At 64.5% G+C, this 20,059-nt stretch carries 15 protein-coding genes and 1 tRNA gene; 6 read left to right on the forward strand and 10 right to left on the reverse strand.

All coding sequences use genetic code 11. The features are described from left to right. Positions 1–9 precede the first annotated feature (9 nt). The 4 genes from coaBC to API01S_RS02430 all read right to left on the reverse strand — a co-directional run bounded on the left by coaBC (position 10) and on the right by API01S_RS02430 (position 5,726). Complete coding sequence (coaBC, locus tag API01S_RS02415) at positions 10–1,206, reverse strand: bifunctional phosphopantothenoylcysteine decarboxylase/phosphopantothenate--cysteine ligase CoaBC (protein WP_050730097.1); 1,197 nt, start codon at positions 1,204–1,206, stop codon at positions 10–12. A 164-nt stretch (positions 1,207–1,370) separates the two neighbouring features. Beyond that, entirely contained in the window at positions 1,371–1,907 is a 537-nt protein-coding gene (lspA, locus tag API01S_RS02420; RefSeq protein WP_006220238.1) for a signal peptidase II, read from the reverse strand. A gap of 2 nt (positions 1,908–1,909) precedes the next feature. Then, positions 1,910–4,771: an isoleucine--tRNA ligase gene (ileS, locus tag API01S_RS02425; RefSeq protein WP_050730099.1), complete on the reverse strand. Its 2,862-nt coding sequence runs from the start codon at positions 4,769–4,771 to the stop codon at positions 1,910–1,912. After that, positions 4,761–5,726, reverse strand: a complete 966-nt coding sequence (locus tag API01S_RS02430) for a bifunctional riboflavin kinase/FAD synthetase (protein WP_039883336.1) — start codon at positions 5,724–5,726, stop codon at positions 4,761–4,763. The genes ileS and API01S_RS02430 overlap by 11 nt, the downstream gene beginning before the upstream one ends. 164 nt (positions 5,727–5,890) lie before the next feature. Between API01S_RS02430 and purN the strand changes: the two genes are divergently transcribed. Continuing rightward, positions 5,891–6,556 carry a phosphoribosylglycinamide formyltransferase gene (gene purN, locus API01S_RS02435; RefSeq protein ID WP_050730100.1) on the forward strand — a complete coding sequence of 222 codons (666 nt, stop codon included), beginning with the start codon at positions 5,891–5,893 and terminating at the stop codon, positions 6,554–6,556. 1,192 nt (positions 6,557–7,748) lie between these two features. Next, positions 7,749–9,161: an RsmB/NOP family class I SAM-dependent RNA methyltransferase gene (locus API01S_RS02440; RefSeq protein ID WP_050730258.1), complete on the forward strand. Its 1,413-nt coding sequence runs from the start codon at positions 7,749–7,751 to the stop codon at positions 9,159–9,161. Between the two features lie 39 nt (positions 9,162–9,200). Here the strand turns inward: API01S_RS02440 and API01S_RS02445 are convergent, their stop codons facing one another. Then, positions 9,201–9,551 (reverse strand): hypothetical protein, encoded by a 351-nt coding sequence (locus API01S_RS02445; protein ID WP_039883334.1) that lies wholly within the window; start codon positions 9,549–9,551, stop codon positions 9,201–9,203. 402 nt (positions 9,552–9,953) lie between these two features. On the opposite strand from API01S_RS02445, the gene API01S_RS02450 reads away from it, so the two are divergent. From API01S_RS02450 to API01S_RS02460, 3 genes are read left to right on the forward strand one after another with little or no spacing between them, the layout of a single operon-like run. Next, the gene (locus tag API01S_RS02450) at positions 9,954–11,162 is read left to right on the forward strand and encodes a DesA family fatty acid desaturase (RefSeq protein WP_006220231.1); all 1,209 of its coding nucleotides are present in this window, start codon (positions 9,954–9,956) and stop codon (positions 11,160–11,162) included. Next, positions 11,159–13,453, forward strand: a complete 2,295-nt coding sequence (locus tag API01S_RS02455; RefSeq protein ID WP_006220230.1) for a UvrD-helicase domain-containing protein — start codon at positions 11,159–11,161, stop codon at positions 13,451–13,453. The genes API01S_RS02450 and API01S_RS02455 overlap by 4 nt, the downstream gene beginning before the upstream one ends. A gap of 2 nt (positions 13,454–13,455) precedes the next feature. Next, a complete protein-coding gene (locus API01S_RS02460; protein ID WP_006220229.1) occupies positions 13,456–13,761 on the forward strand; it encodes a chorismate mutase in 306 nt (101 codons plus the stop codon). A 46-nt stretch (positions 13,762–13,807) separates the two neighbouring features. On the opposite strand, the gene API01S_RS02465 is transcribed toward API01S_RS02460, so the two are convergent. The 5 genes from API01S_RS02465 to dapC form a co-directional block, all read right to left on the reverse strand. Further along, entirely contained in the window at positions 13,808–15,742 is a 1,935-nt protein-coding gene (locus API01S_RS02465; protein ID WP_156329933.1) for an ABC-F family ATP-binding cassette domain-containing protein, read from the reverse strand. After that, positions 15,739–16,635 (reverse strand): 50S ribosomal protein L3 N(5)-glutamine methyltransferase, encoded by an 897-nt coding sequence (prmB, locus tag API01S_RS02470; protein ID WP_061302939.1) that lies wholly within the window; start codon positions 16,633–16,635, stop codon positions 15,739–15,741. Before prmB ends, API01S_RS02465 begins: the two co-directional genes overlap by 4 nt. 87 nt (positions 16,636–16,722) lie before the next feature. Further along, a complete protein-coding gene (gene dapE / locus API01S_RS02475) occupies positions 16,723–17,862 on the reverse strand; it encodes a succinyl-diaminopimelate desuccinylase (protein WP_050730103.1) in 1,140 nt (379 codons plus the stop codon). Beyond that, positions 17,863–18,684: a 2,3,4,5-tetrahydropyridine-2,6-dicarboxylate N-succinyltransferase gene (gene dapD / locus API01S_RS02480; RefSeq protein WP_050730104.1), complete on the reverse strand. Its 822-nt coding sequence runs from the start codon at positions 18,682–18,684 to the stop codon at positions 17,863–17,865. Positions 18,685–18,708: 24 nt separating this feature from the next. Then, positions 18,709–19,905: a succinyldiaminopimelate transaminase gene (gene dapC, locus API01S_RS02485; RefSeq protein WP_050730105.1), complete on the reverse strand. Its 1,197-nt coding sequence runs from the start codon at positions 19,903–19,905 to the stop codon at positions 18,709–18,711. Positions 19,906–19,952: 47 nt separating this feature from the next. Here dapC and API01S_RS02490 point away from each other — a divergent pair. Continuing rightward, positions 19,953–20,039 (forward strand) — tRNA-Leu (locus tag API01S_RS02490). Positions 20,040–20,059 lie beyond the last annotated feature (20 nt).

The raw sequence follows: 20,059 nt of genomic DNA on the forward strand, positions 1-20,059 counted from the left end.
GCCCGGGCGTCAGGCCGGAAAGCGCGCGGCGATCTCGGCGATCAGGCGGCGGGCGGCTTCCAGCTTGTCGCCAGCGGGTAGCGGATGCGCGCCTTGCTCGTCGAACAGCACCAGTTCGGTGGTGTCTGCGTCCATGACCTTGTGCGCCAGGTTGCCGACCAAGAGTGGGATCCCCTTACGTTGGCGTTTGGCTTCCGCGTGTTCGGCCAGCTTCTCGGTCTCGGCCGCAAAGCCTACGCACCACGGTCCGTTTTCCAGCTTGGCCACTTCGGCCAGGATGTCCGGATTCGGTTCGAATTCCATCAGCGGCGCGCCGCCGCCTTCGCTCGTTTTCTTCAGCTTTTGCGTGCTGACGTTCTTCACGCGCCAGTCGGCCACGGCGGCCACGGCGATGAAGATGTCGGCATCCGCCGCGCTGGCCATGACGGCGTCGTGCATCTGGCGCGCGGTCATGACCGACAGGGCCGTCACGCCGCGCGGCACGGGCAGGAAGGTGGCGCCGGTGATGAGCGTGACGCGGGCGCCGGCCTCGCGCGCAGCGCGGGCCAGGGCGTAACCGGTCTTGCCCGACGAACGGTTGCTGAGAACGCGCACCGGATCAACAGGTTCGGATGTGGGGCCGGCGGTCAGCAACACATGGAGGCCGGCCAATAGCTTGGGCTGAAAGAATGCGATCAGGTCGGTCAGAAGCTCGTGCGCTTCCAGCATGCGGCCGTCGCCGGTTTCGCCGCAAGCCTGTTCGCCAGCCGAGGGCCCCAGCACGCTGATGCTGTCCGCTCGCAGTTGCTGCACGTTGCGCTGCGTGGCGGGGTTTGCCCACATCTCGCGGTTCATGGCGGGTGCGACCAGTAACGGACAGGCGCGCGCCAGGCAAAGCGTGGACAGCAGATCGTCGGCCATGCCATGCGCCAGCTTGGCCATGAAGTCGGCGCTGGCCGGCGCGATCAGCACGGCGTCCGCGCCGCGCGTCAGGTCGATGTGCGCCATGTTGTTGGGCACGCGCGCGTCCCAGGCGTCGACAAAGACCGGACGGCCCGACAGGGCCTGCATCGTCACGGGCGTGATGAAGTGCGTGGCCGCTTCGGTCATCACCACGTCGACGGTGGCGCCTTGTTCGGTCATGCGCCGCACCAGCTCGGCGATTTTGTAGCAGGCGATGCCCCCGGTCAGACCGAGGACGATGCGTTTGCGGGCGAGATCGAGCATGAGGGCGTGGCGGCGGGTTCAGCGCCGTGAAATCGAAGAATGGAGGGTGATTTTATTCTGCATTGCGGCATTGCGCCGTTCGTCATGCATTCAGGGGGTGTCAAGCAGGGCGAAAGCCGGGTGGAGCAGGGGTGGCCGGGGCAGAACGCCCCGGCGCGTAGCGGTCAGGCCTGCGGCTTTTTACGGGCACGCAGCAGTTCGTCCAGCACCAGCAGCACGGCGCCGCAACTGATGCCTACGTCCGCCAGGTTGAAGGCCGGAAAGTAGGACTCGTTCCAGTAGAACAGCAGGAAGTCCACCACGTGGCCATAGGCCACGCGATCGATGACGTTGCCAATCGCCCCGCCCAGGATCAGCGTCAGCGCCAGGCTGAAACGCGGCTGGCCATGCGTGCGCCGCAAGATGATCGTGATGACCACCGCCGCGATGCAGCCCAGCCCCGTGAACAACCAGCGCTGCCAGCCTTCTTCGGACGCCAGGAAGCTGAACGCGGCCCCCCGGTTGTACATCAGCGTGAAGTCGAACACCGGCAGCACATTGACGCGCTCGCCATATTGGAACGAGGTGTTGAAGTACACCTTGGTCAACTGGTCCAGCACGATGATCAGCAGCGCCAGCGCCAGCCAGCCGCCCACTCGCGCGGGCGCCGCGCGGGTAGGGGCGGCAGCGCCCGGCGCTCCGGTATCGGAAGGGCGCGCCATGTTCAAGCCTTGTCGCGGGCTTCGCCCGAGCCGAACAGGTTGGACACGCAGCGGCCGCAGATCTCGGGGTGATCCGCGTCCTGGCCCACGTCCAGGCGCCAGTGCCAGCAGCGCTCGCACTTCTTGTGCGTGGACGGCGTGACGTCGATGCGCGTTTCGCCTTCGCCAGCGTGCACGGTGGCGCGCGACACGATCAGCACGAAGCGCAGGTCGTCGCCCAGGCTGGCCAGCAAGGCCTGGTCATCGCCATTGGCGTACAGATCGACTTCGGCCTGCAACGAGGATCCGATGTCGCCCGCCGTGCGCACTTCTTCAAGCTTGCGCTGGACCTCGGCGCGAATGGCGCGCAGTCGTGCCCACTTCGCGGTCAGCGCGTCTGCGTCCGCGAACGGGGGCAGGGCGTGATAGACCTCGGTGAAGATCGTGGCGCGAGCCGCGTCTGCCTGGTGCTTGAGCGCGGAGCCCACCAGTTCCTTCCAGGCTTCTTCGGCGGTGAAGGACAGGATCGGAGCCATCAGCTTGAGCAGCGTCTGCGTGATGTCCAGCAGCGCGGTTTGCGCCGAGCGACGCGCCACGCTGTCCGGTGCGGACGTATACAGGCGGTCTTTCAGGATATCCAGGTAGAACGCGCCCAGGTCTTCCGAGCAGAACGTCTGCAAGCGCGAGACGGCCGGGTGGAAGTCATAGCGTTCGTAATTGGCCTGCACTTCGGACTGCATCTGCGCCGTCATGGCCAGCGCGTAGCGATCGATTTCGAAGAGTTCGCCATAAGGCACGGCCTGCGACACCGCGTCGAAGTCGGCCACGTTGGCCAACAGGAAGCGCAGCGTGTTGCGGATGCGGCGATAGCCTTCGACCACGCGCTTGAGGATCTCGTCCGAGATGGAGAGCTCGCCCGAGTAGTCGGTGGAGGCGACCCACAAGCGCAGGATTTCCGCACCCAGCGAGTCCGAGACCTTCTGGGGCGCGATCACGTTGCCTACCGATTTGCTCATCTTGCGGCCTTGGCCGTCCACGACGAAACCGTGCGTCAGGAGCGCCTTGTACGGCGGCTGGCCGTACAGCATGCAGCCGGTCAGCAGCGACGAGTGGAACCAGCCGCGATGCTGGTCCGAACCTTCCAGGTAGAGGTCGGCGGGCCAGCCCAGTTCGGCGCCATGCGAGCCGGCGAAGTCGCCGTCCTTGCCGCCCAGCACCGTGGCGTGCGTGCTGCCGGAATCGAACCAGACGTCCAGCGTGTCGCGGTTCTTTTCGTATTGGTCGGCCTCGTCGCCCAGCAGGTCGCGGGGCTCAAGCGCTTGCCAGGCTTCGATGCCGCCTTGCTCGACGCGCTGCGCGACCTGCTCAAGCAGTTCGGAGGTGCGCGGATGCAGCTCGCCGGTTTCCTTGTGCACGAAGAAAGCCATCGGCACGCCCCACTGGCGCTGGCGCGACAGGGTCCAGTCCGGACGGTTGGCGATCATGGCGTGCAGGCGGGCGCGGCCCCAGGCCGGGTAGAAGGCCGTGGCGTCAATGCCGGCCAGCGCCGATTCACGCAGGGTCGGGCCGCCATCCTTGGGGGCCACGTCCATGCCGGCAAACCATTGGCTGGTGGCGCGGTAGATGATCGGCGTCTTGTGGCGCCAGCAGTGCATGTAGCTGTGCTTGTGCTTTTCGACGTGCATCAGCGCGCCGGCTTCCGTCAGCGCTTCGACGATCTTCGGATTGGCGTCCCAGATCGACAGGCCACCAAACAGCGCCAGGCTTTCCACGTACTTGCCGTCGCCCATGACGGGGCTGATGAAGTCCGTGTCTTTCATGCCGTGCGCCTTGCACGACACAAAGTCTTCGATGCCGTAGGCGGGGGCGGAGTGCACCACGCCCGTGCCCGAATCGGCCGTGACGTAGTCGCCCAGGTAAACGGGGGCGCGGCGATCGTAGGCCGGGTTGTACTGGGCCAGCGGATGGCGGAATTCGATTTCGGACAGCGCCGAGCCGGGCGCCGTGGCGATGATTTCGCCTTCCAGATGCCAGGATTTCAGGCAATCTTCAACGCGGTCTTTCGCAACCAGCAGCAACGGGCCGAACTTGGGCGCCGGCGACACGCGCACCAGCGCGTATTCGATTTCCGGGTGCACGTTCAAGGCTTGGTTGGACGGGATGGTCCAGGGCGTGGTCGTCCAGATGACGATGGCGCCATCGTCCACGGAATCCAGCCCGAACGCGGCCGCCAGCTTGGCGGGTTCGGCGAACGGGAAGGCGACGTCGACGGCGGGGTCGACACGGTCGGCGTATTCGACTTCGGCTTCAGCCAGCGCCGAGCCGCAGTCAAAACACCAGTTCACGGGCTTCAAGCCACGGAACACGTAACCCTTGTCCAGGATGCGGCCCAGCGCGCGGATCTCGTCGGCTTCATTGCTGAAGTTCATGGTCATGTACGGGCGATCCCATTCGCCCAGCACGCCCAGGCGCTTGAAATCCTTGCGTTGGCGGTCGATCTGCTCAAGCGCGTAGGCGCGAGCCTTCGACTGCACTTCTGCCACGGGCAGGTGCTTGCCGTACTTCTTTTCGATCTGGATTTCGATCGGCATGCCATGGCAGTCCCAGCCCGGCACGTAATGCGCGTCATAGCCCGCCATGTTGCGGCTCTTGACGATGATGTCCTTCAGGATCTTGTTGACCGCGTGGCCGATGTGGATGTCGCCGTTCGCATAAGGCGGGCCGTCGTGCAGCACGAAACGCGGCCGGCCACGGCTGGCCGCACGGATCGCCTGGTAGACGTGGTTTTCCTCCCACTGCGAAATCCAGGCGGGCTCGCGCTTGGCAAGGTCGCCCCGCATGGGGAAGGGGGTATCGGGCAGGTTGAGGGTCTTTTTATAGTCCATGAACGGCAAAATAGGCGCGCGCGTTTCGCGCGTCTTCGGCGATGGCGGCAGTCAGGGAAGGGAGGTCAGGAAATTTTTCTTCATCCCGCAGCTTGTGCAGGAATTCGACGCGTACGAGTTTACCGTAAGCATCGACGGTGTCGTCGAGCAGGTGTGATTCAAGCAGCACTCTGCCACGGTCCTCGACGGTCGGGCGCACGCCCAGGCTGGCGACGGCGGGCAGCGGGCGATCGGCCAGCCCATGGACCTGCACCACGTAGATGCCCGAGCGCGCGGCGCAGCGTTCAGCCACGCGCAGGTTCATCGTGGGGTAGCCCAGCGTGCGGCCCAGCTTCTGGCCGTGGATGACGTGGCCGCTGATATGGTACGGATGGCCCAGCAGGTGGCGGGCGCGGTCCAGATCGCCCACCGCCAGTGCGGTGCGCACCTCGGAGCTGGAAATGCGGTGGCCTTGCTGATCGGTCACGTCGGCCAGGGTCTGCACCTCGAAGCCGTGGTGCATGCCGGCCTCGCGCAGCAGGTCGATGTCGCCACTGCGCTTGTGACCGAAACGGAAGTCTTCGCCCACCAGCAGCCATTTCGTTTGCAGCCCCTGCACCAGCAGGGTTTCGATGAAGGCATTGGCGGACATTTCCGCCAGCCGCGCGTTAAAGCGCTGCACGACGACTTGGGAGACCCCGTAACGCGCCAACGCCGACAGCTTGTCGCGCAGGCCGGAAACCCGGGTCGGCGCAAGTTCGGGGCGGTGGTTCAGCGTGGCGAAATACTCCCTCGGATGCGGTTCGAACGTCATCACGGAAGGCACGAGCCCCCGCTCGCGAGCGGCTTGGCAGACGCGCGCCAGCATGGCCTGATGCCCGCGATGGACGCCGTCGAAATTGCCGATCGTCAGCGCGCAAGGAGCACGCCGGTCGGGTGGAGGCAGGGATCGGTAGATACGCAGCGATGGTTTCACGAGCGAGAGTTTACAATTTTGGATTCCGGGTTTGTTCCAATCCCCCCAATCATTCACGCGCCGAACGGTTTTTATGGTGCGCGATGGTGGTGGACAGGCCCGTTACGCCGGGCGAAGCACGTCCTCTCCGGGCGCGTTCGGGGGTAATCATTGGATTCTTTATCTTGCCGGAAACACAACTTTCTAAGCGCCGCCTCGTCATCCTGATCTCGGGGCGCGGCAGCAACATGCAGGCGCTGGCCGAAGCCTGCCGAAACGAAGGCTGGCCCGCCGACATTGCTGCCGTCATCGCCAGCCGCCCCGATGCGGGCGGCCTGGAATGGGCGGCCGCTCAGGGCATCCCGACGGCTGCGCTGTATCACAAGGACTACGCCAGCCGCGAAGCCTTCGACGCCGCGCTGGCGGGCGAAATCGACCGCTATGCGCCTGATTACGTCATTCTGGCCGGCTTCATGCGGGTGCTGACGCCCGGTTTCGTCAACCATTACGCCGGGCGCCTGGTCAATATCCACCCGTCGCTGCTGCCGGCCTTTCCCGGCCTGCACACGCATGCGCAGGCGCTCGCCACCGGCGTGCGCGTGCATGGCTGCACGGTGCATTTCGTGACCCCGGTTCTGGATCACGGCCCCATCATCGCCCAGGGCTGCGTGCCGGTTCTGGCGGGCGATACCCCTGAACTGCTGGCCAACCGCGTGCTGGCGGTGGAACATCAGGCTTTTCCGGCCGCCGTGCGCTGGTTGGCCGAAGGCCGGGTTACCCTGACAACCGACCATCGGGTGGACGTGCAGGGGGATCCCGCGCGTCTTTTCACCTGGTCGCCGGCCGTTTAACCGGCCCTGAATCGCTTTTATCGGGCGGAACTCCTCCGCCCCACTGGAACACACCATGACTAAACCCCAATCTCCGCGTTCTCGTCCGGCTGGCTCCCCGAGGGCCGCCTCCGAAGGGCGCGACGGTCGGTCTTTTTTCTCGCGTCCCAAGGGCGATGCCCGCGAGACGCCCGTGCGCGAGCGCGCTGAACGCGTGCGCGAAGAGCGCCCCAGCCGCGACGCCGGCCGCCCCGCGCCGCGTCCTTCGTTCGACGCTCCTCGCGGTGAAGCGCGCGGCGAGCGCGGTTCCTTCGGCGGTGATCGCCGGGAGGGCCAGGGCCGTCCGTCGCCGCGTCCGTCCTACGACGCCCCGCGTGGCGACAGCCGTGGTGGCGAGCGTGGTTCGTATGGTTCCGAGCGCCGCGAAGGCCAGGGCCGTCCGGATTCGCGTCCGTCCTATGGCAATGGCCCGCGTGGCGACAGCCGTGGCGGCGAGCGTGGTTCGTACAGTTCCGATCGCCGCGAAGGCCAGGGCCGTCCGGACTCGCGTCCTTCTTATGGCAGTGGCCCGCGCGGCGACAGCCGTGGCGGTGAACGTGGTTCGTACAGTTCAGATCGTCGCGAAGGCCAGGGCCGTCCGGATTCGCGTCCTTCCTATGGAAATGGCCCGCGTGGCGACAGCCGTGGCGGTGAACGCGGTTCGTACAGTTCCGAGCGCCGCGAAGGCCAAGGCCGTCCGGATTCGCGTCCTTCCTATGGCAATGGCCCGCGTGGCGACAGCCGTGGCGGCGAGCGTGGTTCGTATGGTTCCGAACGCCGCGAAGGCCAGGGCCGTCCGGATTCCCGTCCTTCCTATGGCAATGGCCCGCGTGGCGACAGCCGTGGTGGCGAGCGTGGTTCGTACAGTTCCGAGCGCCGCGAAGGCCAGGGCCGTCCGGATTCGCGTCCTTCCTATGGCAATGCCCCGCGCGGCGAAAGCCGTGGCGGCGAGCGCGGTTCCTATGGCTCCGAACGTCCCTCCCATGGCGGCGAAGGCCAGGCGCGTCCGTCCTACGACGGTCCGCGAGGCGAAGAGCGTGGCGAGCGCGGCCATTACGCCGGTCAGCGTGGTGGCGACGCCGGTCAAGGCAATCGCGACTCGGGCGCTCAAAAGCCGCAATTCAATCGTCCGCGCCAGTCGTATGCGGCGATCCGCATCGATCAGGTCCAGCGCGTGCTGGGTGAAATCCTGCAATGGACGTATCCGGCCGACGCGGCGTTGTCGCATTGGCTGCGCCACCATCCCAACCTGGGCGCGCGCGACCGTTCCGAGGTTGCCGAGGCGGTGTACGACGTGCTGCGCCATCTGCGTCGCTACCGCCAATTCGGCGAAAGCGGCGTCGGTCCCGCCTCGCGCCGACTGGCCATCCTGGGTTTGAATGCGACGCTGGGCGCCGAAGCGCTGGAAGAGGGGCTGGATGCAGCCGAAGCCGAATGGCTCAAGCGCGTCTCGCAGATCGACCTGTCGACCCTGCCGCGCGCGGTGCGTGGCAGCATCCCCGATTGGCTCGACGAACGCCTGGCGCTGATGGACAGCCCGGACACGCTGGTCGAAGCGCTGAACCGTCAGGCCAGCCTGGACCTGCGCGTCAACCCGCTCAAGGTCGAGCGCGACGCCATGCTGACCGAGCTGCAACAAAGCGCTGGCCGTTACGAGCCGGTCGCCATGCCGTTTTCGCCGTGGGGCATCCGGATGGAAGGTCGGCCGGCGATCAACCGCTGGCCGCAGTTTGAAAACGGCAGCATCGAGGTGCAGGACGAAGGCAGCCAGCTGCTGGCGCTGCTGGTCGCCCCGCGCCGTGGCGAAATGATCATCGATTTCTGCGCGGGCGCGGGCGGCAAGACGCTGCTGCTGGGAGCGCTGATGCGCTCCACCGGCCGCTTGTATGCCTTCGACGTCTCGGCCGCGCGTCTGGCGCGCGCCAAGCCGCGTTTCGCGCGCAGCGGGTTGTCGAACGTGGTGCCGGTCGTCATCGACAGCGAGAACGATGCTCGCGTCAAGCGTCTGGCGGGCAAGGCCCAGCGCGTGCTGGTCGACGCCCCGTGCAGCGGCATCGGTACCCTGCGCCGCAATCCCGACTTGAAGTGGCGCCAACATCCCCAGGCGCTGGCCGAACTGGGTCAGTTGCAGGAACGCATCCTCAATAGCGCTGCGCGTTGCGTGGCGCCGGGCGGGCGTCTGGTGTACGCCACGTGCAGCCTGCTGGCGGAAGAAAACGAGGTGCAGGCTGAACGCTTCCTGGCCAGCCACCCCGACTTTGAACGCCTGGACGCCGCCGAAATCCTGGCTTCGCGTTGCGAAAACTTGAAGCTGGAAGGGCCTTACCTGCAATTGCGCCCCGACGTGCATGGCACGGACGGCTTCTTCGCGGCGGTGTTCGAACGCAAGAAGAAGGGCGCGGCGGCTGATACGGTGGCTGAAGCGGCCGAGTCTGATGTTGCGGACGACATCGACGAAAGCCTGGCGTCCGATGCTATAGCGGAATCGGAATCGGCGGTTGTTGCCGCCCCGTCAGAGGCGCAGGACGATGCCAAGCCTGTCGCCGAGCCGGTTGCCCAGGCCGAAGCCCAAGACAAGCCGGCTTGACCCCAGGCGATCAAACACGCCGGCCGGACGGTATCCCGTCTATTTGGCCGGCGTGACGCCTACGGTCGCGCTGTAGCGTCGGGTGCCCACCGTCTTGTTCTGGTATTTCACTTCCCAAGCCAGATGGTCGGCGCCCGGCTGGTCCGCCACGTAGACGACCTGCGCCACGGGCACTGCCTTGTAGGCGCAACGGCCGGATTCGGCGGATTGGCCGCGCGTCTGCACGATGCTGGCCTTGCCCAGGGTGGGGTATTGCGTGATCACCACACGCGGCGCCCGCAGCGCCAGACAGTCCGAACCCCGGATTTCATAGTACGAAGCCAGCACCGACACGTCGCCGGACTTCAGGGTCTGCGCCGACGCGGGCGCATGCAGGACCGATGCGAACAAGGCAAGGGCGGAAAAAAATAAGGGACGGGTGTTTCGGAACGGCATCAGTGGGGCAAAAGAGACAGATTTGGGGTAGCAAAACAGCAAGAATCCGTCGTCTTCACGCTGCGCGCGGAAGGGAACGCCCTTTGCTGACAGGAACTTTAGTAGCGGAATGTAGCCAAAACCTGGTGTCTTTGCGAATACCCCCCACCTACAAGGGGTAGCCGGCTCAAAGCGCCGTCTGTCCGCAAGGCTAGCCTCGCGATCTGTCTGAAGTGGTCGCGAGAGTGTCTTTTTGTGCTCAAAATTCAGGCTTAGTCCTTGATTTCGCTCAAAAACAATTTTGAAACTCCCTTGTCATAAGTCGGCAAAGGTAAGCTAAACTTCAGGCACTTCTCAAGCGAGGCTCATAACAGCTTTATGGATTACATCCTCTCCTTCATTGCCGGCGGTCTGACCCAAGCCACTTGGTGGCAGATCGTCGTATTCACCTTGGTCGTGACGCACATCACGATTGTTGCAGTCACCGTCTTCCTCCATCGCAGCCAAGCGCACCGCGGTCTGGATCTACATCCTGCCGTCATGCATTTCTTCCGCTTCTGGCTCTGGATGACGACCGGCATGGTCACCAAGGAATGGGTCGCCATCCACCGCAAGCACCACGCCAAGTGCGAAAAGGAAGGCGATCCTCACTCGCCCATGCTGTTCGGCATTTGGAAGGTGCTGTTCCGCGGCGCGGAGCTGTACCGCGAAGAATCGAACAACAAGGAAACCATGGCCAAGTTTGGCCACGGCACGCCTGACGACTGGCTCGAACGCAACGTCTACAGCAAGCACAGCTTGTGGGGCGTGTTGTCCATGCTCGCCATCGACGTCGCCCTGTTCGGCGCTGTCGGCGTCACGGTGTGGGCGGTTCAGATGGCCTGGATCCCCTTCTGGGCAGCCGGCGTCGTCAACGGTATCGGCCACTACTGGGGCTACCGTAACTACAACAGCCCGGACACCAGCACCAACGTGTTCCCGTGGGGCATCGTGATTGGCGGCGAAGAGCTGCACAACAACCACCACGCCCACGGCACGTCGGCCAAGTTCTCGGCCAAGTGGTACGAATTCGACATCGGCTGGTGCTACATCAACATCCTGAAGTTCTTTGGCCTGGCCAAGATCAAGAAGGTTGCGCCCAAGCTCAAGCTGGACGACAGCCGCACCGGCATCGACCTGCGCACGCTGCAAGGCGTGATCACGCACCGCTACGAAGTCATGGCCCGCTATGCGGACGTGATCAAGAGCGCCGCCCGCGAAGAAATGAACAAGCTGAAGGCCTCGCGCCAGGAAGGCAACGCTGATTGCGGCTATACCAAGCTGCGTCAAGTGCGCCGCGCCATCCACCGCAACGAGGAAATCCTGCAACCCGAGCAGCTTGCTGCCGTGGACAGCGCGATTGCCCAAAACAAGTCGTTGTCGACCTTGGTGCAGATGCGCCGCGAACTGGGCCGTATCTGGGAAAGCTCCAGCGCCAGCAGCGAACAGCTTCTTCATGACCTGCAGGCCTGGTGCCAGCGCGCCCAGCAAAGCGGCATCGCCGGGCTCGAGCAATTCGCTCAACATCTGCGCCGCTACGCGGCATGATGCTAGAGAAGCTCAACCCTGAACAACGCGCCGCAGTAACGTTAGAACCGCAGCACGCCCTGGTCTTGGCCGGGGCGGGCAGCGGCAAGACCCGGGTACTCACTACCCGCATGGCCTGGCTGATTCAAACCGGCCAGGCTTCGCCTTTTGGGCTTCTGGCGGTCACGTTCACCAATAAAGCGGCGCGCGAGATGCTGGCGCGTATGTCGGCGATCCTGCCGATCGATACGCGCGGCTTGTGGATCGGCACGTTCCACGGCCTTTGCAACCGCATGCTGCGCGCGCATCATCGCGATGCCGGCTTGCCGCAAAGCTTCCAGATCCTGGATGTCACCGATCAGCTTGCCGCCATCAAGCGCCTGATGAAGGCCAATGGCGTCGACGACGAAAAGTATCCGCCCCGCGATGTTCAGCGCTTCATCAATGGCGCCAAGGAAGAAGGTCTGCGTCCCCAGGACGTCGAGGCCTATGACGCCCATCGCCGCCGCCTGATCGAGGTCTATCAGCTTTACGAAGCCCAGTGCCAGCGCGAAGGCGTGGTCGACTTCGCCGAGCTGCTGCTGCGCGCCTACGAGCTGTTGTCGCGCAACGCGCCGGTGCGTGAACACTACCAGCGCCGTTTCCGCCACATTCTGGTCGACGAGTTCCAGGACACCAACACGCTGCAGTACAAGTGGCTGCGCCTGTTGGCCGGTGGGGGCGCGGCCATCTTCGCCGTGGGCGACGATGACCAGTCCATCTATGCGTTCCGTGGCGCGAACGTCGGCAACATGTCCGACTTCGAACGCGATTACGCGCACGGCACCGTGATCCGTCTTGAGCAGAACTACCGCTCGTTCGGACACATCCTGGATTCCGCGAACGCACTGATCGGCCACAACAGCGGCCGCCTGGGCAAGAATCTGTGGACGGACCAGGGCGAAGGCGAACCGGTACGCGTCATCGAACAGCCGTCGGACGGCATGGAAGCCCAATGGATCGTGGACGAAATTCGTTCGCTCATCCATGACGGCAGCCTACGCCGCGAAATCGCCGTGCTGTATCGCAGCAACGCGCAGTCGCGCGTGATCGAGCACGCCATTTTCTCGGCCGGCATTCCGTACAAGGTCTATGGCGGTCTGCGCTTCTTCGAACGCCAGGAAATCAAGCACGCGCTGGCATACCTGCGCTTGATGGCCAACCCCCACGACGATACGTCGTGGATGCGGGTCGTCAATTTCCCGACGCGGGGCATCGGCGCACGCACGCTTGAGCAGCTGGCTGACGCCGCGCGCGCTCACGACACCAGCCTGTACGGCGCGGTGGCGCTGGTGGGCGGCAAGGGCGGATCCAACCTGGCGCAGTTTGCGCAGCTGATCCATCGCCTGATCGAAGAAACGCGCGACCTGCCGCTGCCTGAAATGGTCGAGCACATGCTCGAAACCAGCGGCCTGAACGCGCACTACAAGGCCGAACGCGAAGGGGCCGAGCGGCTGGAAAACTTGAACGAATTGATCACCGCCGCGGCGGTGTTCGCATCGGAAGAGAACTACGACGGCATGCCCGCTGGCGTGGTGCCGGATCAGGCCACCTCATCGACATTGATGCCTGGCGTCGTCGATGCGCCCATCGTTGCATCGGACGGTTTGACGCCGCTGGCGGCCTTCCTGTCGCATGCGGCGCTTGAGGCTGGCGACAACCAGGCGCAGCAAGGCCAGGACGCCGTTCAGCTCATGACGGTGCACGCTGCCAAGGGTCTGGAATTCGATGCCGTCTTCATCACCGGCCTTGAAGAAGGTCTGTTCCCGCACGAGAACAGCATTCTTGAGCAGTCCGGACTGGAAGAAGAGCGTCGCCTGATGTATGTGGCGATCACCCGCGCACGCCAGCGTCTGTACATCAGCCTGGCACAAAGCCGGATGCTGCACGGCCAGACGCGCTACGCGATGCGCTCGCGATTCCTGGACGAAATTCCCGAAGAGCATTTGAAGTGGCTGTCGCCCAAGGCCGGGCTTGCGCCGGTCAGCAGTACGGGCGCCGGGTGGGGCGGCGGTAATCGCGGCGATGCGTTTGGCCGCAAGGCAACCAATACCATTGCGCCGCGTCAACCGCGTGGCGTGGCCACCGGTGTCACGGTGGGCGACAAGCAGTATCGTGTGGGTCAGGGCGTGCATCACGCGCGGTTTGGCGATGGCACGATTATTGGCTTGAGCGGCGCTGGACAGGACGCCCAGGCGGAAATCCAGTTTCGTGACGTGGGCGCCAAGACCTTGGCGCTGGGTATCGCGAAGCTGGATATTGTTCAGGGTTAAACATGGCCAACAACGAGTCCCCGAAAGCCGAACTGTCGTCGCTGCGTGCCGAGGTCGATGAAATCGATCAGCAGATCATGCTGCTGTTGGGCGTGCGGTTTCGCTGCACGGACATGATCGGCGAATTGAAGACCAATCACGGCATGGACCTGGTGGACCCGCAACGGGAAACCCAGCAGGTCGAACGCATTCGCCGTTTGGCCGAAGAGGCGGGCGTGCCGCCCGCCCTGGCCGAAACCATCTTGCGCGAAGTGATCGACACCGTGATCGATCATCACACTCGCCTGCGCGAACGTCCGTATTCGTGATTGAGAGCGGGGGGCTGAGTCATCGGCCCCCCGTTAGCCTGCGCCCTCAGGCTTCGCTGCGGTCGATCTCTTCCAGGGAACCCTGGATTTCCAACCATTGCTCTTCGAGCTCGTCCATGCGCTTGCCGTGTTCGCCGTGCTCGGCCATGACCTTCTGACGTTCCGCGCGGCGGGCGTCTGAATACAGGTCTGCGTCGGCGATGATGGCGTCCAGCGCGTGCAGCTTGGCGCGCAGTTTTTCCATTTCGGTTTCGACCTTGGCCAGCTTCGATTCCAGCGGCTTGCGCAGCGCGGAAAGGCGTTGGCGCTGTTCGGCCTCGGCGCGCCGCTGGGCCTTGCGGTCCACGACCGGCTCGCCACCTTCGGCATTTTCGCGCGCGGCTTCGGCGCGTTCGCCGGCGTTGCGAGCGGCCAGCCAATCACGATAGTCCTCCAGGTCGCCATCGAATTCGCGCACCGCGCCATCCGCGACAATCCAGAAACTATCCACGGTGGTACGCAGCAGGTGTCGGTCATGCGAAACCAGCAGCATGCTGCCGCCGAAGTCGGCCAGTGCGGCGGCCAGCGCCTCGCGCGTCTCGACGTCCAAGTGGTTGCTGGGTTCGTCCAGCAGCAGCAGGTTGGGCTTTTGCCAGACGATCAGCGACAGCGCCAGCCGCGCTTTCTCGCCGCCAGACATCGGTCCGACCTTGCTGGTGACCGTGTCGCCGGAAAAACCGAAGCCGCCCAGATAATTGCGCAGCTCCTGTTCGCGCGTTTCCGGGGCCAGGCGGGCCAGATGCGCGATGGGCGTGCTGTCTACGTCCAGCATATCCAGCTGGTGCTGGTGAAAGTACCCGATGGCCAGGCCGCGCGACGCGCGTCGTTCACCCGCTTGCACGGGGATTTCTTCGGCCAAGGTCTTGATCAGCGTGCTCTTGCCCGCGCCGTTGGCGCCCAGCACGCCGACACGGCTGCCCGCGCGCACCATCAGGGTGACGTCGCGCAGGATCGGAATCGCGTTGCCAGCCGCGTCGGTGTAACCGGCGGACAGGTGCTCAAGCGTCAGCAGCGGGTCGGGCACTTGATCGGGCGACGGGATGCGAATGTCGATGCCCGCTTCGGCCTGCAGCGGCGCCAGCACCTGCATGCGAGCCAGCGCCTTGACACGGCTTTGCGCCTGTTTGGCCTTGGACGCCTTGGCCTTGAAGCGATCGATGAACCCTTGCAGACGGGCGGTTTCGCGGGTCTGGCGTTCGTAGGCGATGTTGGTCTGGCGCAGGCGTTCAGCACGCTGCGTCAGGAAGTCCCCATAGCCACCGCGATAGCGCACCAGCTTGGCGTGGTCGAAATGCAGGATCGACTTGGCCACCGCGTCCAGGAATTCGGTGTCGTGGGAGATCAGCATGACCGTGCCCGGATAGGCGCCCAGCCACTTCTCCAGCCACAGCATCGCGTCCAGATCCAAGTGGTTCGTGGGTTCGTCCAGCAGCAGCAATTCCGAGGGGGCCATCAGCGCGCTGGCCAAGGCCAGGCGCATGCGCCAGCCACCCGAGAAACTCTCGACTGGCAGCATCCACTCATGCGGCTTGAAACCCAGGCCGGCCAGCAATTGCTCGGCGCGCGAGGCGGCGCTCCAGGCGCCCGCTTCGATCAGGGCGGCTTCCACCTCGGCGATCTGCGTGCCCTGGTCATCGGTGAGTTGCGCGCGGCGTGCCTGCAACTCGCGTAGATGCGTGTCGCCATCAATGACGAATTCGCGGGCAGGGCGGTCGTCGGCGTCCAGCTCTTGCTTGACACTGGCGATGCGCCAGCCGGCCGGCAGATTCACCGTGCCGGCGTCCAGGTCCAGCGCGCCGGTGAGCAGCGCAAACAGCGACGATTTGCCCGCGCCGTTCTTGCCGACGATGCCAACGCGCTCGCCAGGGTGCACAACAAATTCAGCGCCGTCCAACAGCACTTTCGTGCCGCGGCGCAAGGTCAATCCAGTAGCGCGTATCACAGGCTGAGTTGCTCGCGGGTAAGCAGCAGGATCTGGTCCGAGGCTTCTTCCGTGTCCAGCCAGACGGGCGACAACTGCGGGAAGGCGGCTTCGAAGAAGTCGCGCTCATGACCGATTTCCAGGACGATCACGCCTTCGGGCGCGAGGTACTTCGGCGCCGATGCCAGGATGCGCCGCACCAGATCCATGCCGTCATCGCCACCGGCCAGCGCCAGTTGCGGCTCGTGACGGTACTCCTGGGGCAATACGTCCATCGATCCGCTGTTCACATAGGGCGGGTTGCAGACAATGACGTCGTATTGGCACGCCGGCAACTGGTCGAACAGATTGCTTTCGTGCAGGTCCAGGCGCTCGGCCAGGCCGTAGTCGTCCACGTTGCGGCGGGCGACTTCCAGCGCATCGGCGGACACGTCGACCGCGTCCACATGGGCGTTGGGAAACGCCATGGCCGCCAGAATGGCCAGGCATCCGGATCCGGTGCACATGTCCAACACATTTTCCACGGCGTAGGGGTCCTGCACCCAGGGGGCAAGGCCTTCGTCCAGCAGCTCGGCAATGGGCGAGCGCGGCACGATGACGCGCTTGTCCACGTAGAAACGATGGCCGCGCAGCCAGGCCTCGTTGGTCAGGTAGGCCGCGGGCACGCGCTCGGTGACGCGACGCTCCAGCAGATCCAGCACGCGGTCGCGCTCTTCCCGCACGACGCGGGCGTCCAGGAAGGGTTCCAGCGTGTCCAGCGGCAAGTGCAGGGCGTGCAGGGTCAGATAGACCGCCTCGTCCCAGGCATTGTCGCTACCGTGCCCCAGCGCCACCTGGGCGCCGTTCATGCGCGATACGCCATAACGGATGAGGTCGCGCAGGGTCAGCAATTCTTGGCGGGCGGATTGATACATAACAGGCCTTTTATTCCCGTTCAGCATGCCGAACGAGGAAAAAACACCCCCCATCGGAGGGGGGCAGTGCGTCCGCATAGCGGCGTTTCATTTAGGCAGCAGCAGGTTTTCCAGCGTGCGCCGATAGATGTTTTTCAGCGGTTCCAGCGAAGCCACTTCGATGCGCTCGTTGACCTTGTGGATCGTGGCGTTGCCAGGGCCGAACTCGATGACCTGCGGGCAGATCTTGGCGATGAAGCGCCCGTCGGACGTGCCCCCGGTGGTGGACAGCTCGGCGGTCACGCCGGTTTCGGCATGGATCGCCTGCACCAGCGCGTCGGTCAGCGAGCCGCGCGGGGTCAGGAAGGGTTCACCACCCAAATCCCAATCCAGCTCGTACTCCAGGCCGTGCTTGTCCAGCACCGCGTGCACACGGGCCTTCAGGCTTTCGGGCGTGCTGGCCGTCGAGAAGCGGAAATTGAACAGCGCGACCGCTTCGCCCGGCACCACGTTGGTGGCGCCCGTGCCGGAATTCAGGTTGGACACCTGGAACGTCGTGGGCGGGAAATACTCGTTGCCCTGATCCCATTCGATCGCGACGATTTCGGCCAGGGCCGGCGACAACTGATGCACGGGGTTGCGCGCCAGGTGCGGATAGGCGACATGGCCCTGGATGCCCTTGACCGTCAGCTTGCCCGACAGCGAACCACGGCGGCCATTCTTGCAGGTGTCGCCCAGCACGTCGCCCGAGGTCGGCTCGCCAACGATGCAGTAATCCAGCTTTTCTCCGCGTGCTTTCAAAGCGTCGCAGACGATGGCGGTGCCGTCGATGGACGGACCTTCTTCGTCGGACGTGATCAGCAGTGCGATGGAACCGTCATGCTGCGGGTGGGCCGCCACGAATTCCTCGGCTGCCACCACGAAGGCGGCGATCGAGCTTTTCATGTCGGCCGCCCCACGGCCGTACAGCCAGCCGTCGCGTTCGGTGGGCACGAACGGGTCGCTGTCCCACTTTTCGCGTGGACCCGGCGGGACCACATCGGTGTGACCGGCAAACACGGTCAGCGGCGCGGCGCTTCCACGCCGGGCCCACAGATTGGTGACGCCGCCCTGTGCGATGGTCTCGCACCTGAAGCCGATGCGCTCGAGCCGGGCGGCAAGCGCCGCCTGGCAGTCTTCATCCGCCGGCGTGACCGACGGGCGGGCGATCAGGTCCTTGACCAGATCCAGTACGGCTGACGTGCTCATTTACGCCCTCAGCAAATCGTTGATGCTGGTCTTGGCGCGCGTTTGCGCGTCGACGCGCTTGACGATCACGGCGCAAGCCAGGCTGTGCGAGCCATCGGCCGAGGGCAGCGAGCCGGGCACCACGACCGAGCCCGACGGCACGCGGCCATAGGTGATCTTGCCGGTGGCGCGGTCGAAGATCTTGGTGCTTTGCGACAGGAACACGCCCATGGCCAGCACCGAGTTTTCTTCCACGATCACGCCTTCCACGACTTCCGAGCGGGCGCCGATGAAGCAGTTGTCTTCGATGATGGTGGGGTTGGCTTGCAGGGGTTCCAGCACGCCGCCAATGCCCACGCCACCGGACAGGTGCACGTTCTTGCCGATCTGCGCGCACGAACCGACGGTGGCCCAGGTGTCGACCATGGTGCCTTCATCGACGTAGGCGCCGATGTTGACGTAGGAGGGCATCAGCACCACGTTGCGGGCGATGTATGCGCCGCGACGGGCGACGGCGGGGGGCACGACGCGATAGCCGCCTTGCTTGAAGGCGTTGTCGCCGTATTCGGAGAACTTGAGCGGCACCTTGTCGTAGAACTGCAGCGGTGCCTGGCCCATGATGGCGTTGTCGTTCAGGCGGAACGACAGCAGCACGGCCTTCTTGATCCACTGGTGCACGACCCAGTCGTCGTTGATTTTCTCAGCCACGCGCAGGCGGCCCAGATCCAGCCCGTCGATGGTGTGTTCCACCGCTTCGCGCACTTCGGCGCTGGCGTCGGTGGGAGACAGGTTGGTCCGGTCGTCCCAGGCTTTTTCGATGGTGGTCTGAAGGTCGAGAGTCATAGCGGCTCAGCTTTTAAAGGTTGATCAAACAGAGGTATGTACAAAATGGGCGATGCGCTCGGCTGCTTGCACGCAGTCAGCCAAGGGCGCCACCAACGCAATACGGATACGGCCGTGGCCGGGGTTCACGCCATGCGCTTCCCGCGCCAGGAAACTGCCCGGCAGAACGGTAACACCGGTGCGGCCATAAAGGTCACGGACAAATGCCGTATCGGCCCCTGGCGTGGCCGCCCATAGGTAAAAAGAAGCCTTGGGGCGTGACACATCCAGCACTCTTTCAAGGATGGGGACCACGGCGTCGAATTTTTCACGGTACAGGCGGCGGTTGTCTTTCACGTGCGCCTCGTCCGTCCAGGCGGCGATGCTGGCCGCCGACACCAGCGGGCTCATGGCACTGCCATGATACGTGCGATACAGCAGGAAGCGGCCGATAAGCGCCGCGTCGCCGGCCACGAAACCGGACCGCAGGCCTGGCACATTGGAACGCTTGGACAGGCTGGAAAACGCCACCAGATTGCGGTAATCATCGCGGCCCAGGCGGCGTGCCGCTTGCAGGCTGCCCAGCGGCGCATCGCCCTCATCCAGATAGATCTCGGAATAGCACTCGTCCGACGCAATCACGAAGCCGTAGCGGTCGGACAATTTGAACAGGGCTTCCCATTCGTTCATCGACATCACGTTGCCGGCCGGGTTGCCCGGCGAGCACACGAAGACCAGCCGAGTCTTCTTCCAGACGGCCTCGGGCACCTGATTCCAGTCGCTGGAAAAGTTGCGCAAGGGGTCGGCATTGACGAAGTAGGGCGTGGCGCCCGCCAGCAGCGTCGCGCCTTCGTAGATCTGATAGAACGGGTTGGGGCAGATCACGACCGAAGCGGCCGAGGGATCGATCACCGTCTGCGTAAAGGCGAACAGCGCCTCGCGCGAGCCCAGCGCCGGCAACACCTGCGTGTCGATGTCGGGTGCGGGAATGCTGTAGCGGCGCGCCAGCCAGCCCGAAATTGCCTCTCGAAGCGCCGGCTCGCCCTTGGTGGACGGGTACACCGACAGGCCGCCCATATGGTCGCGAATCGCCTGCGCCACGCGTTCCGGCGCGGCGTGCTTGGGCTCGCCAATCGACAGATTGATAGGCGTCAGGCCGTTCTGCTGCGCGGCGGCCGAGGCCAGCAAGGCACGCAATTTTTCGAACGGGTAGGGGTGTAAAGCATCGAGGCGCGGATTCATGACGCAAGATTTTAACAAGCAAGCTACAATAGCGGGCTTGACCTTTAGCGAAGGTGGCGAAATTGGTAGACGCACCAGGTTTAGGTCCTGACGCCGTAACAGGTGTAGGGGTTCGAGTCCCCTCCTTCGCACCACTTATTGTCTGACATTGTTG

Source organism: Achromobacter piechaudii NBRC 102461, assembly GCF_001571245.1.
Classification (GTDB): domain Bacteria; phylum Pseudomonadota; class Gammaproteobacteria; order Burkholderiales; family Burkholderiaceae_B; genus Achromobacter; species Achromobacter piechaudii.

What these genes read in the sequence shown, in the direction of transcription:
- coaBC (WP_050730097.1), bottom strand. Translation starts at nt 1,206, where the DNA reads ATGCTCGATCTCGCCCGCAAACGCATCGTCCTCGGTCTGACCGGGGGC.
- lspA (WP_006220238.1), bottom strand. Translation starts at nt 1,907, where the DNA reads ATGGCGCGCCCTTCCGATACCGGAGCGCCGGGCGCTGCCGCCCCTACC.
- ileS (WP_050730099.1), bottom strand. Translation starts at nt 4,771, where the DNA reads ATGGACTATAAAAAGACCCTCAACCTGCCCGATACCCCCTTCCCCATG.
- API01S_RS02450 (WP_006220231.1), top strand. Translation starts at nt 9,954, where the DNA reads ATGGATTACATCCTCTCCTTCATTGCCGGCGGTCTGACCCAAGCCACT.
- API01S_RS02455 (WP_006220230.1), top strand. Translation starts at nt 11,159, where the DNA reads ATGATGCTAGAGAAGCTCAACCCTGAACAACGCGCCGCAGTAACGTTA.
- API01S_RS02460 (WP_006220229.1), top strand. Translation starts at nt 13,456, where the DNA reads ATGGCCAACAACGAGTCCCCGAAAGCCGAACTGTCGTCGCTGCGTGCC.
- prmB (WP_061302939.1), bottom strand. Translation starts at nt 16,635, where the DNA reads ATGTATCAATCCGCCCGCCAAGAATTGCTGACCCTGCGCGACCTCATC.
- dapE (WP_050730103.1), bottom strand. Translation starts at nt 17,862, where the DNA reads ATGAGCACGTCAGCCGTACTGGATCTGGTCAAGGACCTGATCGCCCGC.
- dapD (WP_050730104.1), bottom strand. Translation starts at nt 18,684, where the DNA reads ATGACTCTCGACCTTCAGACCACCATCGAAAAAGCCTGGGACGACCGG.
- dapC (WP_050730105.1), bottom strand. Translation starts at nt 19,905, where the DNA reads ATGAATCCGCGCCTCGATGCTTTACACCCCTACCCGTTCGAAAAATTG.